The sequence below is a fragment of the Paenarthrobacter sp. NPDC090520 genome, assembly GCF_044769205.1.
Lineage (GTDB): Bacteria > Actinomycetota > Actinomycetes > Actinomycetales > Micrococcaceae > Arthrobacter.
The window spans coordinates 225,939-246,412 of the sequence record NZ_JBIVXM010000003.1 but is presented as its reverse complement, the minus strand read 5'-3'; the positions used below and the strand labels follow the sequence as shown (position 1 = coordinate 246,412).

General features: G+C 64.6%; 20 protein-coding genes. 13 read left to right on the top strand and 7 right to left on the bottom strand.

What is annotated here, in order from left to right; all coding sequences use genetic code 11:
* Positions 1–88: 88 nt before the first annotated feature.
* The 5 genes from ACIQTZ_RS05900 to ACIQTZ_RS05880 are packed head-to-tail and all read left to right on the top strand — an operon-like array spanning position 89 to position 4,917.
* Positions 89–1,027 (top strand): ABC transporter substrate-binding protein, encoded by a 939-nt coding sequence (locus tag ACIQTZ_RS05900; RefSeq protein ID WP_402978429.1) that lies wholly within the window; start codon positions 89–91, stop codon positions 1,025–1,027.
* Positions 1,024–1,905, top strand: a complete 882-nt coding sequence (locus tag ACIQTZ_RS05895) for a siderophore-interacting protein (RefSeq protein ID WP_402978426.1) — start codon at positions 1,024–1,026, stop codon at positions 1,903–1,905. The genes ACIQTZ_RS05900 and ACIQTZ_RS05895 overlap by 4 nt, the downstream gene beginning before the upstream one ends.
* Positions 1,905–3,035 (top strand): iron chelate uptake ABC transporter family permease subunit, encoded by a 1,131-nt coding sequence (locus ACIQTZ_RS05890; RefSeq protein WP_402978423.1) that lies wholly within the window; start codon positions 1,905–1,907, stop codon positions 3,033–3,035. Before ACIQTZ_RS05895 ends, ACIQTZ_RS05890 begins: the two co-directional genes overlap by 1 nt.
* Complete coding sequence (locus ACIQTZ_RS05885) at positions 3,032–4,084, top strand: FecCD family ABC transporter permease (RefSeq protein WP_402949663.1); 1,053 nt, start codon at positions 3,032–3,034, stop codon at positions 4,082–4,084. The genes ACIQTZ_RS05890 and ACIQTZ_RS05885 overlap by 4 nt, the downstream gene beginning before the upstream one ends.
* Entirely contained in the window at positions 4,081–4,917 is an 837-nt protein-coding gene (locus ACIQTZ_RS05880) for an ABC transporter ATP-binding protein (protein ID WP_400335608.1), read from the top strand. Before ACIQTZ_RS05885 ends, ACIQTZ_RS05880 begins: the two co-directional genes overlap by 4 nt.
* A 27-nt stretch (positions 4,918–4,944) precedes the next feature.
* On the opposite strand, the gene ACIQTZ_RS05875 is transcribed toward ACIQTZ_RS05880, so the two are convergent.
* Entirely contained in the window at positions 4,945–5,835 is an 891-nt protein-coding gene (locus ACIQTZ_RS05875; protein ID WP_400335606.1) for a LysR family transcriptional regulator, read from the bottom strand.
* A gap of 144 nt (positions 5,836–5,979) precedes the next feature.
* Between ACIQTZ_RS05875 and ACIQTZ_RS05870 the strand changes: the two genes are divergently transcribed.
* Both ACIQTZ_RS05870 and ACIQTZ_RS05865 read left to right on the top strand, forming a co-directional pair.
* Entirely contained in the window at positions 5,980–7,368 is a 1,389-nt protein-coding gene (locus tag ACIQTZ_RS05870; RefSeq protein ID WP_402978420.1) for an MFS transporter, read from the top strand.
* Positions 7,369–7,370: 2 nt separating this feature from the next.
* Positions 7,371–8,120 (top strand): 3-hydroxybutyrate dehydrogenase, encoded by a 750-nt coding sequence (locus tag ACIQTZ_RS05865; RefSeq protein WP_402978635.1) that lies wholly within the window; start codon positions 7,371–7,373, stop codon positions 8,118–8,120.
* A 124-nt stretch (positions 8,121–8,244) separates the two neighbouring features.
* Here ACIQTZ_RS05865 and ACIQTZ_RS05860 read toward each other — a convergent pair whose 3' ends face one another.
* The 5 genes from ACIQTZ_RS05860 to ACIQTZ_RS05840 form a co-directional block, all read right to left on the bottom strand.
* Positions 8,245–9,708 (bottom strand): amino acid permease, encoded by a 1,464-nt coding sequence (locus tag ACIQTZ_RS05860; RefSeq protein WP_402978417.1) that lies wholly within the window; start codon positions 9,706–9,708, stop codon positions 8,245–8,247.
* Between the two features lie 147 nt (positions 9,709–9,855).
* A complete protein-coding gene (locus ACIQTZ_RS05855; RefSeq protein WP_400335599.1) occupies positions 9,856–10,068 on the bottom strand; it encodes a hypothetical protein in 213 nt (70 codons plus the stop codon).
* Positions 10,069–10,198: 130 nt separating this feature from the next.
* Entirely contained in the window at positions 10,199–10,462 is a 264-nt protein-coding gene (locus tag ACIQTZ_RS05850; protein WP_402949650.1) for a hypothetical protein, read from the bottom strand.
* Between the two features lie 194 nt (positions 10,463–10,656).
* Positions 10,657–11,463, bottom strand: coding sequence for an IclR family transcriptional regulator (locus tag ACIQTZ_RS05845; protein ID WP_402978414.1), 807 nt, complete (start codon positions 11,461–11,463; stop codon positions 10,657–10,659).
* A gap of 70 nt (positions 11,464–11,533) precedes the next feature.
* A complete protein-coding gene (locus ACIQTZ_RS05840; protein WP_402978411.1) occupies positions 11,534–13,045 on the bottom strand; it encodes an MFS transporter in 1,512 nt (503 codons plus the stop codon).
* Positions 13,046–13,379: 334 nt separating this feature from the next.
* On the opposite strand from ACIQTZ_RS05840, the gene ACIQTZ_RS05835 reads away from it, so the two are divergent.
* The 6 genes from ACIQTZ_RS05835 (at position 13,380) to ACIQTZ_RS05810 (ending at position 19,767) form a co-directional block, all read left to right on the top strand.
* Entirely contained in the window at positions 13,380–14,774 is a 1,395-nt protein-coding gene (locus ACIQTZ_RS05835) for an LLM class flavin-dependent oxidoreductase (RefSeq protein WP_402978408.1), read from the top strand.
* 28 nt (positions 14,775–14,802) lie between these two features.
* Complete coding sequence (locus ACIQTZ_RS05830) at positions 14,803–16,122, top strand: flavin monoamine oxidase family protein (protein WP_402978406.1); 1,320 nt, start codon at positions 14,803–14,805, stop codon at positions 16,120–16,122.
* A gap of 2 nt (positions 16,123–16,124) precedes the next feature.
* Complete coding sequence (locus ACIQTZ_RS05825) at positions 16,125–16,694, top strand: flavin reductase family protein (protein WP_400335588.1); 570 nt, start codon at positions 16,125–16,127, stop codon at positions 16,692–16,694.
* Complete coding sequence (locus tag ACIQTZ_RS05820) at positions 16,691–17,104, top strand: ester cyclase (protein ID WP_402978403.1); 414 nt, start codon at positions 16,691–16,693, stop codon at positions 17,102–17,104. The genes ACIQTZ_RS05825 and ACIQTZ_RS05820 overlap by 4 nt, the downstream gene beginning before the upstream one ends.
* A 15-nt stretch (positions 17,105–17,119) precedes the next feature.
* Complete coding sequence (locus ACIQTZ_RS05815; protein ID WP_402978400.1) at positions 17,120–18,712, top strand: aldehyde dehydrogenase (NADP(+)); 1,593 nt, start codon at positions 17,120–17,122, stop codon at positions 18,710–18,712.
* Between the two features lie 248 nt (positions 18,713–18,960).
* Positions 18,961–19,767 (top strand): IclR family transcriptional regulator, encoded by an 807-nt coding sequence (locus ACIQTZ_RS05810; protein ID WP_402978397.1) that lies wholly within the window; start codon positions 18,961–18,963, stop codon positions 19,765–19,767.
* Positions 19,768–19,864: 97 nt separating this feature from the next.
* Here the strand turns inward: ACIQTZ_RS05810 and ACIQTZ_RS05805 are convergent, their stop codons facing one another.
* Complete coding sequence (locus ACIQTZ_RS05805) at positions 19,865–20,311, bottom strand: SRPBCC domain-containing protein (RefSeq protein ID WP_400335582.1); 447 nt, start codon at positions 20,309–20,311, stop codon at positions 19,865–19,867.
* Positions 20,312–20,474: the final 163 nt, after the last annotated feature.

Here is a 20,474-nt window from a genome sequence, read left to right as displayed (position 1 = left end):
CACCCTCATTGCGTCTCGACTGCCAACGGGAGACCTCCAACCTCCCCTGAGCATCAAGAGGACCACAGTGATTTCACGCCCTAGAACCATGTCCGCTGCCCTCGCGGCGCTTGCCTCGGCGGCCCTTCTGCTGAGCAGCTGCGCGAGCCCGGTGGCGAACGCCAATGACTCAGCTGCTGCGCAAACCCGCACGGTTACCAGCGAGGTCAAGGAGCTGACCATTCCGGCGGAGCCGAAGAAGGCCCTGGGCATGTACACCACGGACCTGGACATGCTTATTACGCTCGGCATTCCCTTGGCCAGCCAGCAGCCCATCCGCGACAGCGGCTACAAGGGTTTTCCGTACTTCTTCGACCAGAAGGCGCTTGAAGGGATCACCCCCTTCACCAACTACCCGGAGTTCAACTTCGAGGCCATCCTCAAGGCCCAGCCGGACGTCATCCTGAACGGCCTCGGCTACGAGAAGGACCTGGACGGCAAGCTCTCCGATATCGCCCCCACCTATACCTTCAACGGCTTTGACGGCAGCGACTGGCGCACCAAGTTCAAGACCGTCGCCGAGGCCTTCGGCAAGACCGGGCAGTACCAGGCTTGGATGGACAAGTACCAGGCCAAGGTGGATGACGTGAAGAAGCGCCTGGCCGAGGCCGGCAAGAGCGATCTGGTGATCGGCCCGGTTGACTACTACGAGGACCAAGTCTCCGTCAGTTGCTACGGAACCCCCTGCCTGGTGATCAAGGACCTGGGCTTGAAGATCTCCCCGCTGGCAGACGGCGAAGGCGCCAAACTCAGTGTCGAACAGCTTGAGCAGTTGAAGGGCATTGACGCCGTCATCACCACCGAAGTCCCCGAAAAGGACGGTGCCAACCCGGACGCGTTCGCTCCGCTGGCCAACAACAAGCTCTGGACCTCGCTGCCGTTCGTTGCCAACAAGCAGATCTTCACCTACGACCTTGAGATGATCTACGGCTCCCCAAGCGGCCAGTTTGCACTGCTGGAGAAGATCGAGAAGGCGCTCCTGCCATGATGAGCATCTACCGCGCGGAGGTGCTGGCTACCCGGGCTTTGACGCCCGGAATGGTCCGCATCACCTTCGGCGGACCCGGCCTGGCCGGGTTCGAGACCACCGGTGTGGGCGACGAGTACCTCCGCGTTTTCCTGCCGGATGCAGGTGAACACGAGGCCCGGTTGCCCATTTCCACGGGTGAATCCTGGGACTGGGAATCCGGGGTCAAGCCCTCAGCCATGCGGACCTACACGGTCAGGACCGTGGACCCGGCCGCGGGCACCGTGGACATCGACTTCGTCGTTCACGACGGCGGCGTGGCAGCAGCCTGGGCGCAGCGCGCCGAGGTGGGTGACGTCGTCGGGCTCAACTCGCCTACGGGACTGTACGAACCACCGGCAGAACTGCAGTGGCAGATCCTGCTGGCAGACGCGACGGGACTTCCCGCCGTCGCCCGCTTGCTGGAAAAGACTCCGCCGGGTGTCCGGACCCGCGTCCTGATCGAGGTGGAAGACCCCTCGCACCAACAGGACCTGGTCATCGGCGCGGGCACTGAAGTCGCTTGGATCCACGGCGGCAACGGGCACAGCCAATCGCGCTTGGACGAGGCTTTGAAAAGCATGGAACTCCCTGGCGGAACGGGCTACATCTGGGTGGCCGGGGAAGCAAAGGTACTGCGCGGGATCCGCAAGTACCTGCGCCACGAGAAGAAGCTCACCCCTGAGTCCTACAAGCTGATCGGCTACTGGACGGACAAGAGCGAGGCGTGGACGGAGCGTTGGGAGAACCTCGACGCCGAAACCCGCCGCTGGTTCGACGAACTGTGGTCCGACGAGAAGCGCGACCGCGAAGAACTCGAGGACCTGCAGGATGCCAAGTTCGAACTGCTGGGACTGTAATGACCAGCGGAACCATGGCGGGGACGGAGGCCGGGGCTGGGCGGGCGGATGCGCCGGCCTCCGCACCTGCCCCGGCCCCCGCATCCGCAGCGCCCTCCGCAACCGCACGCCAGGGCAGCGCCGGCCTTGCCACCGTCAACCGCTACCGCCTGCTCGGACTGATCGCGTCCATCGCGGCCTTGGCTTTGGCCCTTCTGCTCAGCATGGTCATCGGCTCCAAGGACGTGGACCCGGCCTCACTTTGGCCCGCGATCACGGCCTACGACGGCTCGCCGGAACATGTGATCATCCATGACCTGCGCTTTCCGCGGACCGTCGTCGGCGTGCTCGTGGGCGTTGCACTGGGACTCTCCGGAGCCCTCATCCAAGCCATGACCCGCAACCCCTTGGCGGACCCAGGCATCCTGGGCGTCAACGCGGGTGCTGGCTTCTTCGTGGTCCTCGGCGTCGCGCTGTTCGGGGTAACCAGCATCCAGGAATACATCTGGTTCTCCTTTGCCGGGGCCGTGATCGCCACCGTGATCGTCTACCTGATTGGATCCATGGGCAGGGGAGGGGCAACCCCGCTGCGTCTGACCTTGGCAGGGGTTGCCCTGGGGGCGGTCCTTGGCGGGGTCTCTTCCGGGATCACGCTCCTCCGGCCCGCCGTGTTCGACAGCATGCGCAACTGGACCGCCGGTACGCTCAGCAACCGTTCGTGGGACATCGTGGCCACCGTCGCGCCGTTCATCGTGGTGGGCACCATCATCGCCCTGGCCTTGGCGCGGCCACTCAACGCCGTGGCCATGGGTGACGACACCGCCACGTCACTCGGCGCCAACATCTTCCGCACCCGCACGTGGACCATCATCGCCGTCACCCTGCTGTGTGGCGCCGCAACTGCAGCGGCAGGTCCCATCGGCTTTGTGGGACTCATGGTCCCGCACGTGGCCCGCTGGATCGTCGGGCCGGACCAGCGCTGGATCCTGGCCTACACGCTGGTGCTGTCACCGGTCTTGCTGCTGGTGTCAGATGTCCTCGGCAGGCTGGTGCTCAGGCCCGGCGAAATGCAGGTAGGCATCATCACCGCGTTCGTCGGGGCACCAGTACTGATCTGGCTGATCCGCCGCCGGAAAGTGAGCACCCTGTGAGCACCCTTGATTTTGGCCGGCGAACACTCGCGGTCCGTCCGCTGGGTGGCCGGGTTTCGGCCCGCCTCGACGTCCGCTCGATGATTGTCACCGCCGTCCTCGTCGGCGCCGCCCTGGCGCTCGCCGTCGTCGCCCTTGGCCTGGGCGAGTTCAGTATTCCGGTGCCGGACGTGGTCTCGGCGCTGTTCGGTCGCTCCACCGGCGCCATCCACATGGTGGTAGTGGAGTGGAGGTTGCCCCGCGTCCTCCTGGCCCTGTTGTTGGGGGCGGCCATGGGGGTCAGCGGGGCCATCTTCCAATCGCTGACCCGCAACGCGCTGGGCAGCCCCGACGTCATCGGTTTCAACACCGGCGCCTACTCGGGTGCCTTGGTGGTGATCCTGTTGATGGGTGGCGGATACTACGCCGTGTCCGCGGGGGCGCTGGTGGGTGGTTTGGTGACCGCGGTCCTGGTGTACCTGTTTGCCTACAAGAAGGGCATCCAAGGCTTCCGGCTCATTATCGCGGGCATCGCGGTGAGCGCCATGCTGGCGTCAGTGAACACCTACATGATCCTCAAGGCGTCCCTCGAGCAGGCCATGTCCGCCGCTGTATGGGGTGCAGGATCGCTGAACAAGGTGTCTTGGGAGCAGGTGCTGCCGGTGGTGCTGATCTTCGCCGGGCTGCTGGCGGTGCTGGCCTTTTTTGGTCGCCGGCTGGGGCTTTTGGAGATGGGCGACGACGCCGCCCGCGCCTTGGGCGTTCGGCTGGAAGGTTCGCGGGTGGTTCTCGCGGCTGTTGGCGTGGCGTTGACGGCGATGGTCACTGCGGCTGCGGGACCCATCGCGTTTGTTTCGCTCGCTGCTCCGCAACTCGCCCGCCGGCTGACCCGCTCGGCGTCAGTGGGCTTGGTCCCCTCCGCTGCCATGGGTGCTCTTTTGCTCGTGGCCAGCGACATCGTGGCGCAGAACCTCTTCGCGCCGATTCAATTGCCGGTGGGAGTGGTGACCGTGAGCATCGGTGGCTGCTACCTCGTCTGGCTGCTGGCGCGCGAGGTGCGGCGGCAATGACTGTGAAGGAGACTGCTTTGACTGACGTGCTGGCTGCCCCGGCGGTGCCGCTCGTGTCCACGGATGCCCGGTTGCGAGCTGACGGCGTGAGCCTGGGCTATGCGGGCCGGACGGTGTCTTCCGCCTTGGATGTCCGGATTCCCGATGGCGAATTCACGGTGATCGTGGGTCCGAATGCCTGCGGAAAGTCCACATTGCTACGGGCCTTGTCGCGGCTGCTGCAGCCGACGTCCGGCACGGTCTTCCTGGACGGGAAGGACATCTCCTCCTACGGCGCCAAGGACGTGGCCCGGAGGCTGGGCCTGTTGCCGCAGACCTCCCTTGCCCCCGACGGCATCACTGTTGCGGACCTCGTGGCCCGTGGCCGCTACCCGCACCAGAAGTTGCTGCGCCAATGGTCTGAAGAGGACGAGGCCGCCGTCGTCAGCGCCTTGGAGGCGACCAACGTGACCGGGCTGTCCGGACGGCTGGTGGACGAACTCTCCGGAGGCCAGCGGCAGCGCGTCTGGGTGGCCATGGTCCTCGCGCAGCAAACGCCGTTGTTGCTGCTGGACGAGCCCACGACGTTCCTGGACATCGCCCACCAGATCGAATTGCTGGAGCTGTTCAAGCGCCTGAACGGCGAGGGCAACACTTTGGTGGCCGTGCTTCACGACCTCAACCATGCTTGCCGCTACGCCTCGCACCTGATCGCCATGAAGGATGGTGCGGTGGTGGCCGAGGGTCGGCCTGCGGACGTCATCACCGCGGAGTTGGTGGAGCACGTGTTCGGTCTGCCCTGCATGGTGATCGACGATCCCGTGAGCCACACGCCTTTGGTCATTCCGCTCTAGGCTCCCGGGAACTCCCCGGCGACCGCCTCAGCCCAGCAGCTCAGCCCGGCGGTTCTCCGTCTCCTCCCGCAAAGCATGCACGACGGCGGCTACCGCGGGGCGGCGCATCGAGTCGGGGCGGAGGACCAGCCAGTAGGGGAGCAGTTCGGCGAAGTCTTCGGGCAGCAGCCGAACCAGGTCCGGGTGGCGATCCGCCATAAAGCACGGCAGGAATCCCACCCCCGCGCCGGCCCGCGTCGCTTCCACATGGACGAACACGTTGGTTGACGTGAGCCCGTCCCGCATGCTCGGAACCAGCCTGCGGGGCGCGTCCAGGTCGTCCACCTGCAGCATGGAATCCACGAAGTACACCAACTGGTGCTGGGTCAGTTCTTCTGCGTTGGCCGGAGTTCCGTTGTCCTCGAGGTAACTGCGTGAGGCATACATCCCCAGCCGGTACTCGCCCAGTTTGATGGCTTCGGCCCGGTGTACCTGTGGCGTCCCCACCACCACTTCGATGTCCAGGCCCGAGCGTTGCTGCAATGCCCGGCGGGTTACGGTAACGATCTCCAGGCTGAGGCCCGGGTGGTCCCTCCTGATGCGCGCGGCGGCCGGTGCCGCGATATAGGCACTGAAGCCGTCGGTAGCCGTCATGCGTACGACGCCGGTAATGGGGTCGGGTGCACGGTCGCTGGGTCCCAGCGAACCCACCGCCGCTTCCACCCGCTCGGCCACCTGGACGGCGGCCGCCCCCAGCTCGGTCAGTTCCCAGCCGCCTGCCGCACGCGCAAGGGCGCGGCCACCAAGCGCCTTTTCCAGCGCGGCGATCCTGCGCGAAACGGTGGTGTGGTTCAGTCCCAAGGCTTGTGCCGCCGTCGTGAATTTACCCGACCGTGAGACGGCGAGGAGGATGAGGAGGTCGTCAGGGTTCGGGTTCATATCTGCAATTCTGCACATACGGGGTGCCTCTTTGGTTATTGAGGCACGCCGAATCTGCAGCAATACTCAGTGAAGCTATTCGTGTTGTGGATCACAACGCGCATGAAAAAGGGCATTGTCAAAGAAGACACTGAGGAGATGGATATGAGCGTAGAGCAACGCTCCACACCCGCTGCCGGAAACACCGGCAAGGGATCAGGCCTGAAGAAGATCGTCGCCGCGTCCATGGTGGGAACCGTGGTGGAGTGGTACGAGTTCTTCCTGTACGCCACGGCCGCCACATTGGTATTCGGCAAGTACTTCTTCCCGAGCACCGGTAACGAACTCGACGGAATCATCCAGGCCTTCATTACCTATGCCGTCGGCTTCATCGCCCGGCCCCTGGGCGGCATAGTGTTCGGCCAGATCGGCGACAAGCTCGGCCGCAAGCCTACGCTGCAGCTGACCATCGTGATCGTCGGCGTCTCCACGTTCCTTATGGGCTGCCTCCCCGGCTTCATGGACATTGGCTACTGGGCGCCCGCCATGTTGGTTGCCCTCCGCTTCATCCAGGGCTTCGCGCTCGGTGGTGAATGGGGTGGCGCAGTGCTGCTGGTCGCCGAGCACAGCCCCAATAAGTCGCGTGCGTTCTGGTCATCCTGGCCGCAGGCTGCCGTTCCCGTGGGTAACCTCCTGGCCACCCTGGTCCTGTTCGTCATGTCCACCACCCTGAGCAGCGAAGCCTTCCTCGGCTGGGGTTGGCGGGTCGCATTCTGGCTGTCCGCCGTGATCGTCTTCGTCGGCTACTACATCCGCACCCACGTCAGCGAAGCCCCGATCTTCCTCGAAGCCAAAGCCCAGGTGGAGGAGTCCAAGGCCATCAGCTACGGCGTGGGCGAGGTCATCCGCAAGTACCCCAAGGGCATCCTGCAGGCCATGGGCCTCCGCTTCGCCGAGAACATCATGTACTACCTGGTGGTCAGCTTTGCGATCGTCTACCTCAAGAGCGTCCACAAGTACGACACGTCCTCGCTCCTCCTGGCACTCCTGATCGCCCACGTGATCCACTTCCTGGTCATTCCGCAGGTGGGCCGCTTGGTGGATTCCTGGGGACGAAAGCCCGTGTACCTGGTGGGCGCTGTCACCGGCGCGGTATGGCCGTTCTTCGCCTTCCCCATGTTCGACACCAAGAACGCCGTGATCATTGTGCTCGCCGTGACCATCGGCCTCTGCCTGCACGCGTTCATGTACGCAGGACAGCCGGCCATCATGTCCGAACTCTTCCCCACCCGCATGCGGTATTCCGGTGTTTCGCTCGGCTCGCAGGTCACCTCGATTTTCGCCGGCTCCCTGGCACCCCTGCTGGCCACCCAGTGGCTGAAGGACACCGGTTCGTGGGTGCCGACCGCGATCTACCTCGTCGTTGCGTGCGCCATTACCGCCGTCGCCGTCGTCTCCCTGAAGGAGACCAAGGGCATCGCGCTGCAAGACGTCGACGCCGCCGACGCCGAGCGGCACGGACTGGCTACCGCTTCCGTTACTTCGAAGGGCTGATGATGGACAACTCCTTGAATGGGCGCAAAGCCCTGGTGACCGGAGGTGCCAGCGGAATCGGGGCGGCCTGTGCGCGGGCGCTCGCGGCACGTGGCGCGAAAGTAGTAGTGGCCGACGTCGACGCCTCCGGAGCCGCGGCCCTCGCCGACGAGCTGGGTGGTACCGCCTGGACCGTGGACCTGCTGGATGTGGATTCCCTCGCTGCCTTGAGCCTGGATTGCGACATCCTGATCAACAACGCCGGCATCCAGAAGGTTGCGCCCATTGAGGAGTTCGACCCCGCTGAGTTCCGGCGGATCCTGGCGTTGATGCTTGAGGCGCCGTTCCTGCTGGTTCGCGCTGCACTCCCGCACATGTACGCCAACGGCTTTGGCCGGATCATCAACGTCTCGTCGGTGCATGGGCTGCGGGCCTCGGCGTACAAGAGTGCTTATGTGTCCGCGAAGCACGGCCTTGAAGGACTCAGTAAAGTCACGGCTTTGGAGGGTGGCGAGCATGGCGTCACTTCCAACTGCATCAACCCCGGCTATGTCCGTACCCCCTTGGTGGAGCGCCAGATCGCCGACCAAGCCCGGCTCCACGGTATCCCCGAGGCCGAGGTGCTCGCCAAGGTGATGCTGACTGAGTCTGCGGTGAAGCGGTTGGTGGAGCCGTCCGAGGTGGCGTCCCTGGCGGCCTGGCTGGCCTCGGACGACGCCGGCATGGTCACCGGCGCGAGCTACACCATGGACGGCGGCTGGTCGGCGAGGTAGGACTTGCCTGCGAGGCACCCGGCGCGCCCGTTTCCGCCCGGCGCCCCCAGTAGCACGGGTGCGTCAGGCGGAAAAGGGTGCGCGAGTGCGGCCGAAGGGGTGCGGCAACCGTTGCCTGGAGGCCCTACGGTACCTTCACCACGGGAATCGACGCAGTCTCGTCCACCAACTCGGCCCGGCGAAGACCACCGCCACGCACCCACAGCTTGTAGGCCACGAACAGCAGCACCAACCAGGTTGCACCAACATAGAGGGCCACGCGGATGTCCTCGAAGACGCCCAGGATCACGATCACCAACGCCATGAACGCCATGGTCAGGATGGACGCGAGAGGCCACAAGGGCGATCCGAACTCAGACGCAGGCAGCCCCTTGGCCTTGATCTCGCGCTTCATGGCTACGTGCGAGGCGAGGATCATCACCCAGACCCACACGGTGGCGAACGTGGCGATGGAGGCGATGACCACGAACACGTCCTCGGGAATGACGGCGTTCAGCACCACACCGACCAGGAGGATGCCACCCATCATCACCACGGTCATCCACGGAACGCCATGGCGGGAGACCTTGCCGAAGCTCTTGGGCGCATGGCCTTGCTGGGCCAGGCCAAAGAGGATGCGGCCGGCCCCAAAGATGTCGCTGTTGATGGCGGACAACGCGGCCGTGATCACCACGGCGTTCAGGATGTGCGGCGCTGCGGGAATGCCCAGGCCAGCGAAAATCTGCACGAACGGGCTGCCGTTACTGCCGATGTCGTTCCAGGGGAAGATGCTCATCAGCACGCCAAGGGTCAGCACATAGAACAGCAGGACACGGACCGGGACGGTGTTCACGGCCTGCGGGATGACCTTCTTGGGATCGGCGGCCTCGCCTGCCGTGATGCCAATCGTTTCGATCCCGCCGAACGCAAACATCACGACGGCGAACGCGGCCAAGAGGCCCTCGAAGCCGTTCGGGAACAATCCACCGTGGTTGACGAGGTTCCCCAGTCCCGGTGCCACGCCACCGCCGTCGTTCCCTGTTTGGAAGCCGAATACGACGATCGCCGCGCCGCCAATGATCATGGCGATGATAGCCACAACCTTGATGAGGGAGAACCAGAACTCAAGTTCCCCGAAGACTTTGACGCTCAGCAGGTTCATCGCGCCGAGGAAGAGGATGATCGCCAGGACCCAGATCCAGCGATCCACCTGGGGGAACCAGAAGCCCATGTAGATGCTGAAGGCCGTGACGTCGGCGATGGCCACGATGGCCATTTCGAACACGTACGTCCAACCGGTAACGAAGCCTGCGAACGGTCCCAGGTAGCGGCTGGCGTATTGTCCGAACGAGCCGGAGACCGGGTGGCGCACCGCCATTTCGCCGAGTGCCCGCATCACCATGAAGACGGCGGCGCCGCCGATGATGTAGGCCAGGAGGACGGCGGGGCCCGCCTTTTGGATGGCCGAGGCCGAACCGTAGAAGAGCCCCGTGCCGATGGCGGATCCAAGTGCCATGAAGCGGATGTGGCGGACGTTGAGGCCACGGCTGAGCGCCGATCCGGCGGACTGGAGGACTGTGTCCTTTTCGGCCAGCGTGGTGTGTTGCATGGTAAAACCTTCTCGTCTTTGGGAGGGGATCGCTAACCAGCAGACCATTTTTGGAGACCTTGTGATCGGTCTCACGGGGCATTGCTGTCTTTGATCGCAGACAATCGGGTTTTGCGGTGGCTTGGGGCGGCGACCCCCAGGGCCTTCCTATTCTCCGTGCAGCAGGCCGGCGAGGAAGGCGTCGAGTTCCTGGCCCAAGGAGGCTTCCGGCTCAAGATACAGGCCTTCCCAGGGGGCGCAGCTGACACTTCCCTGGTTGGCGTCCTGTTCCGGAGCGTGCACGGGAGCAGGCTGGCGGTAGGTGGTGGTCCGGCGGCCGAAGGCATTGGCGAGGACTCGGTGGGTGATGGAGATGGACATGGTCCCGTCCCTTCTTTCCGGTGGCGGATACGGCGATGTATCGGCCCGACGGGAGTAATTTTTGAACGTGACGTTCATTTTATGAACGTTAGTCCATTGTGTCACGCCTCACCTTTTGCGCGCAATGGTTTTAGTCGTGCAGCCAAGGGGCTTTCTGGGTTGCGGCACTCTTGACCACCTGTGGCCGGTCGCCGCGGCAGACCATGAGGCGCCCTTGGCCGTCATCCTGGATGAGCCAGAATACGCTGCGGTCTACCGCGATCATCTCGATCAGCCCGGAGGTCACGCGGCCGTCGCGGTGAAACACCTGGACGCGGTCGTTGCGGGAGAGCTTCGACCAGTTCGGGACGGGCCGGGCTGGGAAGGCGTTGCGGGTTGGGGTATGGAGGCTCATGGAGGCACCTTGGAAGAGATTGGAAAGTGTTCGTTGAATGAACGTTTCGTTCAAGGTATGCGCACATGGGTGAGTGCGTCAAGAGATTCGGACCTTGTTCAGGCGCGCGGATAGTACGACGACGGCGCGGAGCCACCGCCGGTGGGACGGCCGCCGCAGGTGCGGAACCGGCGTCGTGCCCCGGCAGGTTGCCGCTAGGACAGGGCTTTGGTGATTTCCTCAGCTGCCTTGCGCAGTTGGTCGATGGTGCCCGGCAATTGCTCAGACTTCAGCCGCTGGACCGGGCCGTTCACTGACACGATGCCCATGAGGGTTCCGTCCACCTCGCGAACCGGGTAGGCCGCCACGAAGAGGCCCTCCTCCAGTTCGTTGTCCATGATGGAGTAGCCCTGCTCGCGGATCCGTCGAAGATCCTTGACCAATCCCTCCCGGCTGGTGATGGTGTGGGAGGTATAAGACGCAAGCTTCTTGGGCAGCGCTGCGGACACTGCTTCGTCGCTTAGTTCGGAGAGCATCAATTTGCCCGTCGCGCTGGCGTGCAGCGGATAGGTCTCGCCAACGTAGAAGGATACGTTCAGGTACCTGGAAGCGGACGCTTCGGCGATGACATCGTAGGCCAGTTCGCCGCGCACCATGGCAAAGCTTACGGTCTCCTTGAGCTTGCCGGCATAGTCATCCAGGATTGGTTGGATTCGGGCCACGGCTCCGGCGTAAGGATCCGCGAGCCGGCCCAAGCGGGACATTTCCCACCCGAGCCGGTAGCGGTTGTCCACGCGGTCAACAAAGCCGGTTTGCTCCAGGCTCAAGAGGAGGCGGAACGCAGTGGGGCGCGTCATGCCAACGGCCTGGGCCAGTTCGGTCACCGTGATGCCCTGGCGGTGCCGGCCGAGTTCGGAAAGGAGGATGGTGGCCTTGATGACGGACTTGTTGGTCAGGTCCGCGGCCTCGTCCGGCGCTGATGTTCCGCCGTCGACGTCTGCCTGTTCTGCTTCCGATGCCATGCCGCTCCCGGTCTTCGTGGCCAAGGCTGGGTGCCCTCGTGCTCAATGTCCCACCCATCCTATGCCGGGGCTACGCGCGTTCGAGGGTTGTGCCTGACGGAACCGGGGTCAGCAGCATGGTGCCGGTATCCAGCCGCTCGTTGCTGTCCTGTCCAGCGGCCAGTTCCACGGCTTCCTGCCGGCTGCTGACCACGGGCACCGAGCCAAGGAGGGGATGGGCTGCCGATTCCCGCATCTTGAAGACGGCGAAGAGCGCCACTGCGGAGAAGAACATGATGTAGAAAGCCGGTGCAAACGGGTTTCCTGTGACTTCAACAAGGATCTGGCTGACCAAGGGCGTGGTGCCGCCGAAGATGGAGATGGACAGGTTGTGCGTGACGCCCACGCAGCCGTAGCGGGAAGCGGTGGGGAACAGCTCGGACATCACGGCGCCCGTGAGTGCCAGGAAGAACGCGCTGGGCACCATCACCAGGAACATTGCCAGGTAGAGGGACCACAGGGTGCCGACGTGCATGAGGGCGAACGCGGGTATCAAAAGCACCAGGTTGCCGATGGTGGCCATGGTGTAGATGGGCTTGCGGCCAATGCGGTCCGACCAGCGCGCGACGAGCGGGATGAGGACGGCCTGGAGCACCAGGACCACGACGGCGGCTACCGCGGTGTGGACGGCGGGGGAGCCCACCTCCGTCTCGATGTACGTGGGCATGTAGCTGGTGAGCATGTAGGACGAGGTTCCGTCGGCTGCGATGAGGGCTATGCCGATGAGGATTTGCGGCCAGTAGAACCGAAGGATGTTGGGCAGGTTGTGCCGCACGAAGAGCGGGTTGACGTCCTGGTTGGTGGTCTTTTCGTGGGCAACTTCGAAGGCCGGCGATTCGGGTATGCGGCTTCGGAGCGAGATTGCAAGGATGCCCAGCGGAAGGGCGAGCAGGAACGGAAGCCGCCAGCCGCCGTCGTGCATTGCCTGGGCACCCCACGCGGAGGTGGTCAGCGCCGTGGTTGCGGCCACCACGCCCGCGCCGACGGCGAAGCCCAGCATGGAGCCGGAGTTCAGGAGGGCCGTCATGAAGCCGCGGTTGCGGTCCGGGGAGAATTCGGCGATGTAGGTGGCGGCCCCGGAGTACTCGCCACCGGTGGAGAAGCCCTGCAGCATCTTGAGCAGGTAAAGGGGGATGATCACCCAGAGGCCCACCTGTCCCGCCGAAGGCAGCAGCCCGATGGTGGTGGTGGCCGCGGCCATGAGTGCCATGGTGAAGAAGAGGACCTTGCGGCGGCCGATCTTGTCCCCCAGGGGTCCCAGGATCATGCCGCCGAGAGGGCGGACCACAAAGGAGACCGCGAAGCCCAACAGGGTGACCAGCAGTCCCATGCGCTCGTCCATGCCTTCGGTGAAGACGGACGTCATGGTCACGGCCAGGTAGCCGTAGATGCCAATGTCGTACCACTCGATGAAGTTGCCCACGCCGGCGCCCACTTGCGCCTTACGCAGCTCGCGGTTGTCCACAATGATGCAGTCTTCTGCCCGTAACCGCCGGGTGGCGCCTTGAGGCGCGCCACGTTGTGCTCTGGACTGATCGAACATCGTTGTCCTTCTTTCCTTTGGAGGTACGCCACACGTCTCGCATCCACGCTTGAGCCGTGCTGGGGATCGCTGGGAACTGTGGCCGGAATCTTGCGCCCGTGCGCCGTTGGGGTGGCGGAGCGAAATCTCAAACGTTCATTCTTTGAACGACGTGATCAAAAATATGGCATGCGCCACATTTGCTGTCAAGAGTTTTCCTTTGTTGCGGGCCCCGCGGGAACCCCTTGACAGTGAGCCAAGCCACGCTCTAAATTGAACGAAGCGTTCAGCAAGTGAACGTCGCAAGTGAAGTTGCCTGCATAGCCCGGCACGAGTCCAAGGAAGCACCGCTGCCATGAATAATGCGCCTTTGAGCCTGTTCGCTTTTGATGTTTTCGCCCCTTCCCACCTGACCTCCGGGTCGTGGAGGAACGACGGCGACCAAGGGCACCGCTACACCGACCTGAAGTACTGGACGGGAATCGCCCAGATGCTTGAACGCGCCGGCTTTGACGGGATCTTCTTCGCGGACAACGTGGGCTACCACGATGTGTACCGCGGCAACGGGGACGCGGCCCTCCGGGATGCTGCCCAGATTCCCATCAATGATCCGACAGTCCTCATCAGTGGCATGGCCGCGGTCACCAAACACCTGAACTTCGGCGTCACTGTTTCGGCAACGTACGAGCCGCCCTACCTGCTGGCCCGCAAGTTCAGCAGCCTGGACCACCTCACCGGTGGTCGGGTGGGCTGGAACATCGTGACGTCCTACTCCGAGGCCGCTGCACGGAACCTGGGCAAGGAGCAGCAGCTCACCCCGGCTGAGCGCTATGACATGGCTGATGAGTACATGGAAGTGGTCTACAAGCTGTGGGAGTCTTCCTTTGAGGATGGCGCCGTGGTCAACGACGCCGAAACCGCCACGTACATCGACCCTGCCAAGGTCCACCCCATCAACCATGAGGGCAAGCATTTCCGGGTCCCGGGTTTCCACCTGTGTGAGCCTTCCCCACAGCGCACCCCCGTCCTGTTCCAGGCAGGCGCCTCATCGCGGGGCATGGAGTTCGGCGGCAAGCACGCCGAGGTGGTCTTCCTGCAGGGAACCTCGGTGGAAGGAACCCGCCGGTCCGTGGACAAACTCCGCCAGGCCGTGGCCGACGCCGGCCGCGACCCGCGCGACGTGAAGATCGTCATCCTGCTCACCGTGGTGGTTGCCCCCACCGACGAGGAAGCCCAGGCAAAGTACCGGAAGGCCGTGGACACGGCTCCGATCGATGGGATCCTGGCCCGCTTCAGCGGTTGGACCGGCATCGACATGTCCGAGTACGAGCTCGACACCCCGCTCCGCTCCGTCGGAACCAAGGCCGGGCAGTCCATGGTGGACATGTTCTCCAAGGCAGACCCGGACCGTGACTGGACGCCGCGCCAAATCGCCGAGTTCCTGGCCGTTGGCGGCACCGGTTCCACCGTCATCGGTTCGCCGGAAACCGTGGCCAAGGAACTCCGCCGCTGGCGGGACGAGGCCGACGTCGACGGCATCAACCTCAGCTACACCACCAAACCGGGCAGCTGGGAAGAATTCATCGAACTCGCCCTCCCCGAACTCCGCGCCCAAGGACTCATTGCGCCGCTCCGCGACCACGAGCGGGACGCGGTGACCTTGCGCGAGACGCTTTTCGGCCAGAAGTACACCCTCGACGGCCACCCGGCCACGGGACACCGCACCCAGCACCTCGCCCCGGCGAACTAAGCACCCACCGATATCAACGGAGATACCCATGACTGAACCCTTTGACACCGAACAGGCTGACGTCGTCGTCATCGGCGCCGGCCTGGCCGGGCTGATCACCGCCCGCGAACTGACCAACCGAGGCCACCACGTGGTGGTCCTCGAAGCCCGCGACCGGCTCGGTGGCCGGCTGTGGACCGAGCGCCGGCTCGGCCAGAACCTGGAACTCGGCGGCAACTGGCTGCACTGGACCCAGCCCCACGTCTGGGCCGAAGTCACCCGCTACGGACTCGAAGTCTCCCGCGGCCCCCGCTCGGAAGAGACGTACTGGCTGGCCGGCAACGAGGTCCGCCGCGGGAACCTGGACGACTTCATGAAGCTCATCGACCCCGGCATGACGCGCCTGCTCGAAGACACCGTGAAGTGGCTGCCCCGCCCGGATGCCCCGCTCACCGTCGAGAACCTTGCCGAAGCGGACCAGTACAACCTGCAGGAAATGCTGGACAAACTGGACCTCTCCGAGGACGAGCGCAACGCCAACGAGGCCGCCTGGGTGGGCCACTTCAACGCACCCCTTAACCAGTGCGCCTACGTCAACGCCCTCCGCTGGACCGCCGGTTCCTCCGGGCACTGGCACCTCATGCACGAGGCCTCGGCCATCTACCGCCTTAAGGACGGCAACGACGGCCTGGTCAACGCCATCGCCGAAGACACCACCGCGGACATCCGCCTGAACGCACCGGTCACCACAGTGGAACACCACCACGACGGCGGCACGGTCACCTACGGCGACGGGCAGCGCATCGAAGCGAAGAAGATCGTGGTCACCCTGCCGGTCAACGTCCTGCACAAACTCGACGTCACCCCCGCCCTGCCCGAGGGCAAGACCGCCCCGAGCCGGGAACGCACCGCCTCCCAGGGCGTGAAGGCCTGGATCCGGGTCAAGGGACCCATCAAGCCCTTCTTCGCGTACTCGGCCCAGGACAAGCCACTTTCTGTGATCCGCACCGAATTCCTCGGCGAAGACGACGCCGTGCTGGTGGGCTTCGGTGCCGACGCCAACCGGATCGACGTCACGGACATCGAGCAGGTCCAGGAAGCCATCAAAGTGTGGCGCGATGACCTGGAAGTCATCGAAGTCACCGGCCACAAATGGGGTGAAGACCCCTACGCCGAGGAAACCTGGCTGGTCCAGCGCCCCGGCCAACTCACCAAGTACCACGCAGCCCAACAGGCCTCCGAAGGCGCCCTGCACTTCGCCAGCGGCGACATCGCCAACATCTGGGCAGGCTTCTTCGACGGAGCCATCGAATCCGGCCTCCGCGTCGGACGCCAAGTACATCAAGAACTGCAAGAGGAACAGGCCTAGCCATGAGCGACATCACGCCGGCGTTCTACCGCCAAATCCTGGGCAAGCTGCCCACCGGCGTCACCGCCATCACCGGAATCAATGACGACGACGAGAAGCTCGGCCTCGTGGTGGGTACGTTCCAGTCGCTGTCCCTTGAGCCGCCGCTGGTGATGTTCTGCGTGGACAAGTCCTCGTCGAGCTGGCCCAAGCTGCGGAAGCTCCAGAAGTTCACCGCGAACATCCTCGCCGATGACCAGATCCCCATCTGCAAGTCCTTGTCCCGCAAGGGCCCTGAGAAGTTCTCGGGCCTCCCTTCCACGCCCGGTCCCCTCGGAACCCCGCACTTGGAAGGTGCCACGGCCTACATCGACTGCGTCGTCACGGCGGAGGTCTTGGTAGGAGACCACTACATGGTGGTGGGCGCCGTCACCAGCATGGAAGACGGAACAGGCGATGCCTTGCTGTTCCGTGGCGGCAAGTTTGGCCAGTACGTGCCCATCGACATCCCGGCGCCGGCCGCTGCGGCACCCGTCGCGCCGGCACCCGTCGCTCCAGCACAGGCACCCGAACTCGCAAGGAGCGCATCATGAGCCGTCGCGACACCATTTTGAAGGCCTGGAACGGCGCCTGGGGCAACGGCGACCTCGCCGCGTTCGAGCAGCTGCTCAGCCCTGGCTACGTCCGCCGCTCCAAATCCGGCAGCGAGGACTTCGCCAGCCTCCGCAAAACCATCGAAGCCATGCATGCGGCGTTCCCGGACTCGTCCACGGACATCCTGCAGATCATCGAGGACGGCACCCAGGTTGCCATCCACTGGCAGACCACGGGCACGCACACGGGCGAGTTCATGGATGTCCCCGCCACGGGCAGGAACGTCACCGTGACCGGTGCCTCTTTCCTGACGTTCGACGGCGATAAACTCGCCGAGGAATGGGTGGTGTGGGATCCCCGCGAGCTCCTCTCGGCCCTTGGCATCTGGCACCTCGGACACGGAAACTAACCCAGAAAGCTCCCCATGACTCTTCACGGACACTCCCTCATCGCCGGCGAGGCCACTCCCGGCACCAGCGGTTCGGCCTTCGGCATCAACCCTGCCACGAATGAACAGCTGGAACCGGCCTACAGCCTGATCAGCGAAAAGCAGTTGCAGGAAGCCACTGCGGCCGCCGAGGACGCCTTCGGTTCCTTCAGCGCCCTGGACCCGGAGCAGCACGCCCGGTTCCTGGACGCCATCGCGGAAAACATCGAAGCAGTCGGCGACGAACTCGTCGAACGCGCGTCCTTGGAAACCGGGCTTGGACTGGACCGTCTTCGCGGTGAACGTGCCCGTACCACCGGGCAGCTGCGGCTCTTCGCGAACGTTGTCCGCCAGGGCGACTTCCGCGGAGTCCGCATCGATCCCGCCCTTCCAGAGCGTACGCCCTTGCCCCGCGCGGACATCCGCCAGCGCCAGATCCCCCTGGGCCCGGTGGCTGTGTTCGGTGCGAGCAACTTCCCCCTCGCGTTCTCCGTGGCCGGCGGCGACACCGCCTCGGCCTTCGCCGCCGGTTGCCCGGTGATCGTGAAGGCCCACAACGCCCACCCGGGCACGGCCGAGCTCGTCGGCCAGGCCATCACCAAGGCCGTGAAGGACCTGGGCCTGCATCCGGGCGTGTTCTCCCTGGTCTACGGCTCAGGTTCGAGCATCGGGCAAGCCCTTGTTGCGGATCCTGCGATCAAGGCCGTGGGCTTCACCGGATCCCGCGCCGGCGGCACCGCCCTCATGCGCACCGCCGCGGCACGACCGGAGCCAATCCCGGTCTACGCCGAAATGTCCTCCATCAACCCGGTCTACGTCTTCCCGGGAGCCCTCGACGGCTCCGAAGAGGACATCAAAACCCTTGCCAAGCAGTACATCGGCTCTGTCACTGGCAGCTCCGGCCAGCTCTGCACCTCGCCCGGCCTGGTCTTCGTCCCGGCAGGTCAGGCAGGGGAACGCTTCGCCGCAGCCGTCACCGGAGAAATCACCCCTCTCCACGGCCAGACCATGCTGACCGGCGGAATCGCCACGGCATGGCAGCACGGCCACGACGCCCTCGAAGCAGCCCCCGACGTCGAAATCCTGGGCCGCGGCACCGACGGCCCGGGCCAGAACGCGCCCGCACCCGCCGTGTTCGGCGCGGACTTGGACGTGTTCATCAACAACCCGATCCTCCATGAGGAAGTGTTCGGTGCCGCGTCCCTCGTGGTCCTCTACAAAGGCATCGAAGACCTCATCGAAGCCACCGCCAAGCTCGAGGGCCAGCTCACCGCTTCACTCCACCTCACGGAAGCCGACTACGCCACCGCGGCACCACTGATCCCCACCCTGGAACGCAAGGTAGGCCGCATCATCATCAACGCCTGGCCCACCGGCGTCGAAGTCGGTCACGCGATGGTCCACGGCGGCCCGTTCCCGGCCACCTCGGATGCCAAGACCACGTCCGTCGGCACGCTCGCGATCGACCGCTTCCTGCGTCCCGTTGCCTACCAGAACTTCCCCGAGGAACTGCGCCCCGCGGCCCTCAAAGACGCCAACCCCTGGAACGTGAACCGCCTCGTGGATGGACAGCCCGAGCTCGCCCGCTAGCCACGGTCCAGCCAACCCCAAGCAAGCCGCCCGGCGATCGCAACCGCCGGGCGGCTTTTCCATGCTTCCAGGTTCCCCTGCGCGCGGGACCGTTCTGTGCCGTGAGAGTCTGGTATTCCGGACGCTCGCGATCAGGGAGGGCTAGGAAGTCAGGGGCAGTTCTGTGCATTCTTGAGTACGGGATACCGGACAGGCGGCGGGAAAGTTGCCTGGAAAGTCACCCTTGAGTACCCAAGCAGTGAGGCACCATGACAACCACGCCACTGGCATCCGGCAAGTCCACTTCCAAGGTTCCGGCCGCCGAAAACACCCTGCGCATCCTCAAGCTGCTGGCGTCGCGCCGCGGTCCCATGGCGGCGTCGAACATCGCCACGGCGCTCGGCCTGCCGCGCTCCAGCGTCTACCACCTGCTGGGGGTCATGGAGGCCAACGGCTTTGTGCTGCACCTGCATGAAGAACAGCGCTACGGCTTGGGAATCAGCGCCTTCGAGCTCAGCTCGGCCTACTCGCGGCAGGAGCCCCTTTCCCGTCTGGGGCGGCCCATGCTCGCCTCGTTGGTGGATGTCATCGGTGAGAGCGCGCACCTGGCCGTCCTGCACGGTCGCGACGTCCTCTACATCGTTGAGGAGCGGGCCAAGAACCGCCCCAGCCTGGTGACCGACGTCGGAGTTCGCCTGCCCAGCCACCTCACCGCGAGCGGCCGCGCCATCCTGGCAGCGCTGCCCAAATCGCAAGTCCGCGCGCTGTACCCCAATGCTGCAGCCTTCACGTCGCGGCATGAGGTGGAGTTCCCCATCATGAAGTACTCGGCGTTGTCCTCCCACCTGGACCAGGTGCGGCAGCGAGGCTACGCCACGGAAAACGGTGAAATCACGCCGGGTTTCGGCTCCATCGCCGCCGCCGTGACGGACCACGTGGGGTGGCCGACGGCGGCAGTCGCCGTGACGTTCCTGGAGGACAAAGTGCCGGCCGAGCAATGGCCGGTCCTTGCTGCCCGCATCCGCAAGGCGGCGGATGAATTGTCGGTCCGGATCCACGGGCGCCCGGCAGTCTGAGTTGCCTGCCCCCGCCCCAACTGGGTCGCATTAGTGCGCGTTTTGAGCCGTCAAAACGCGCACTAATGCGACCTACTTGGGTGACGAGGCCTGCAGCTTAGGAAGTTCCAGGAGGCTCCGGGGTCTCGCGCTCGACGAGCCTTCTGAACACTTCCAGCTCACCTTTGAAGCTGCCCTTGTAGGAGCCCGTTGCGAAGAGGCGCCCAAAGATTCCCGCAATGAATCCCCGCGTGACGAACTCCTGGTTGAGGCGCGTTCCAGCATCCTCGGGCAGGAACGTGACATCCGATTCGCCCTTGAGGATCGCGTTGCCGAAGCGCGTGCGGATATGCCGTGGCCGCTCGACAGCCAAGACTTCGGTGGGGCTGGCCATCCGCCCGAACCACACCGTGTAGCGGCTGCCGGGCTCGTCAATCGGGCCCACGCGATCCGTCACGCCGGTGACGCCGCCGATCCATTCCTTGAACCGGTCCTGGTCCGTCCAGGTGGCGAAAACACGCTCCGGTGGAGCAGCAATGAAGGTGGACACGTGGAATGTTCCCATGGCTTCAGCATGCGCCTGATTTGCCGTGAATGCGAGGGTGCGGCAGCGGTCTGTAATCCCGGACAGCACCCATCGAAAAGCCGTTCCGGGCGCCCGGGGAACAGGCTCTACTGGATACAGAAGATCTTTCACCCAGACATTTACCGAGAGATGAAGGAGCCAT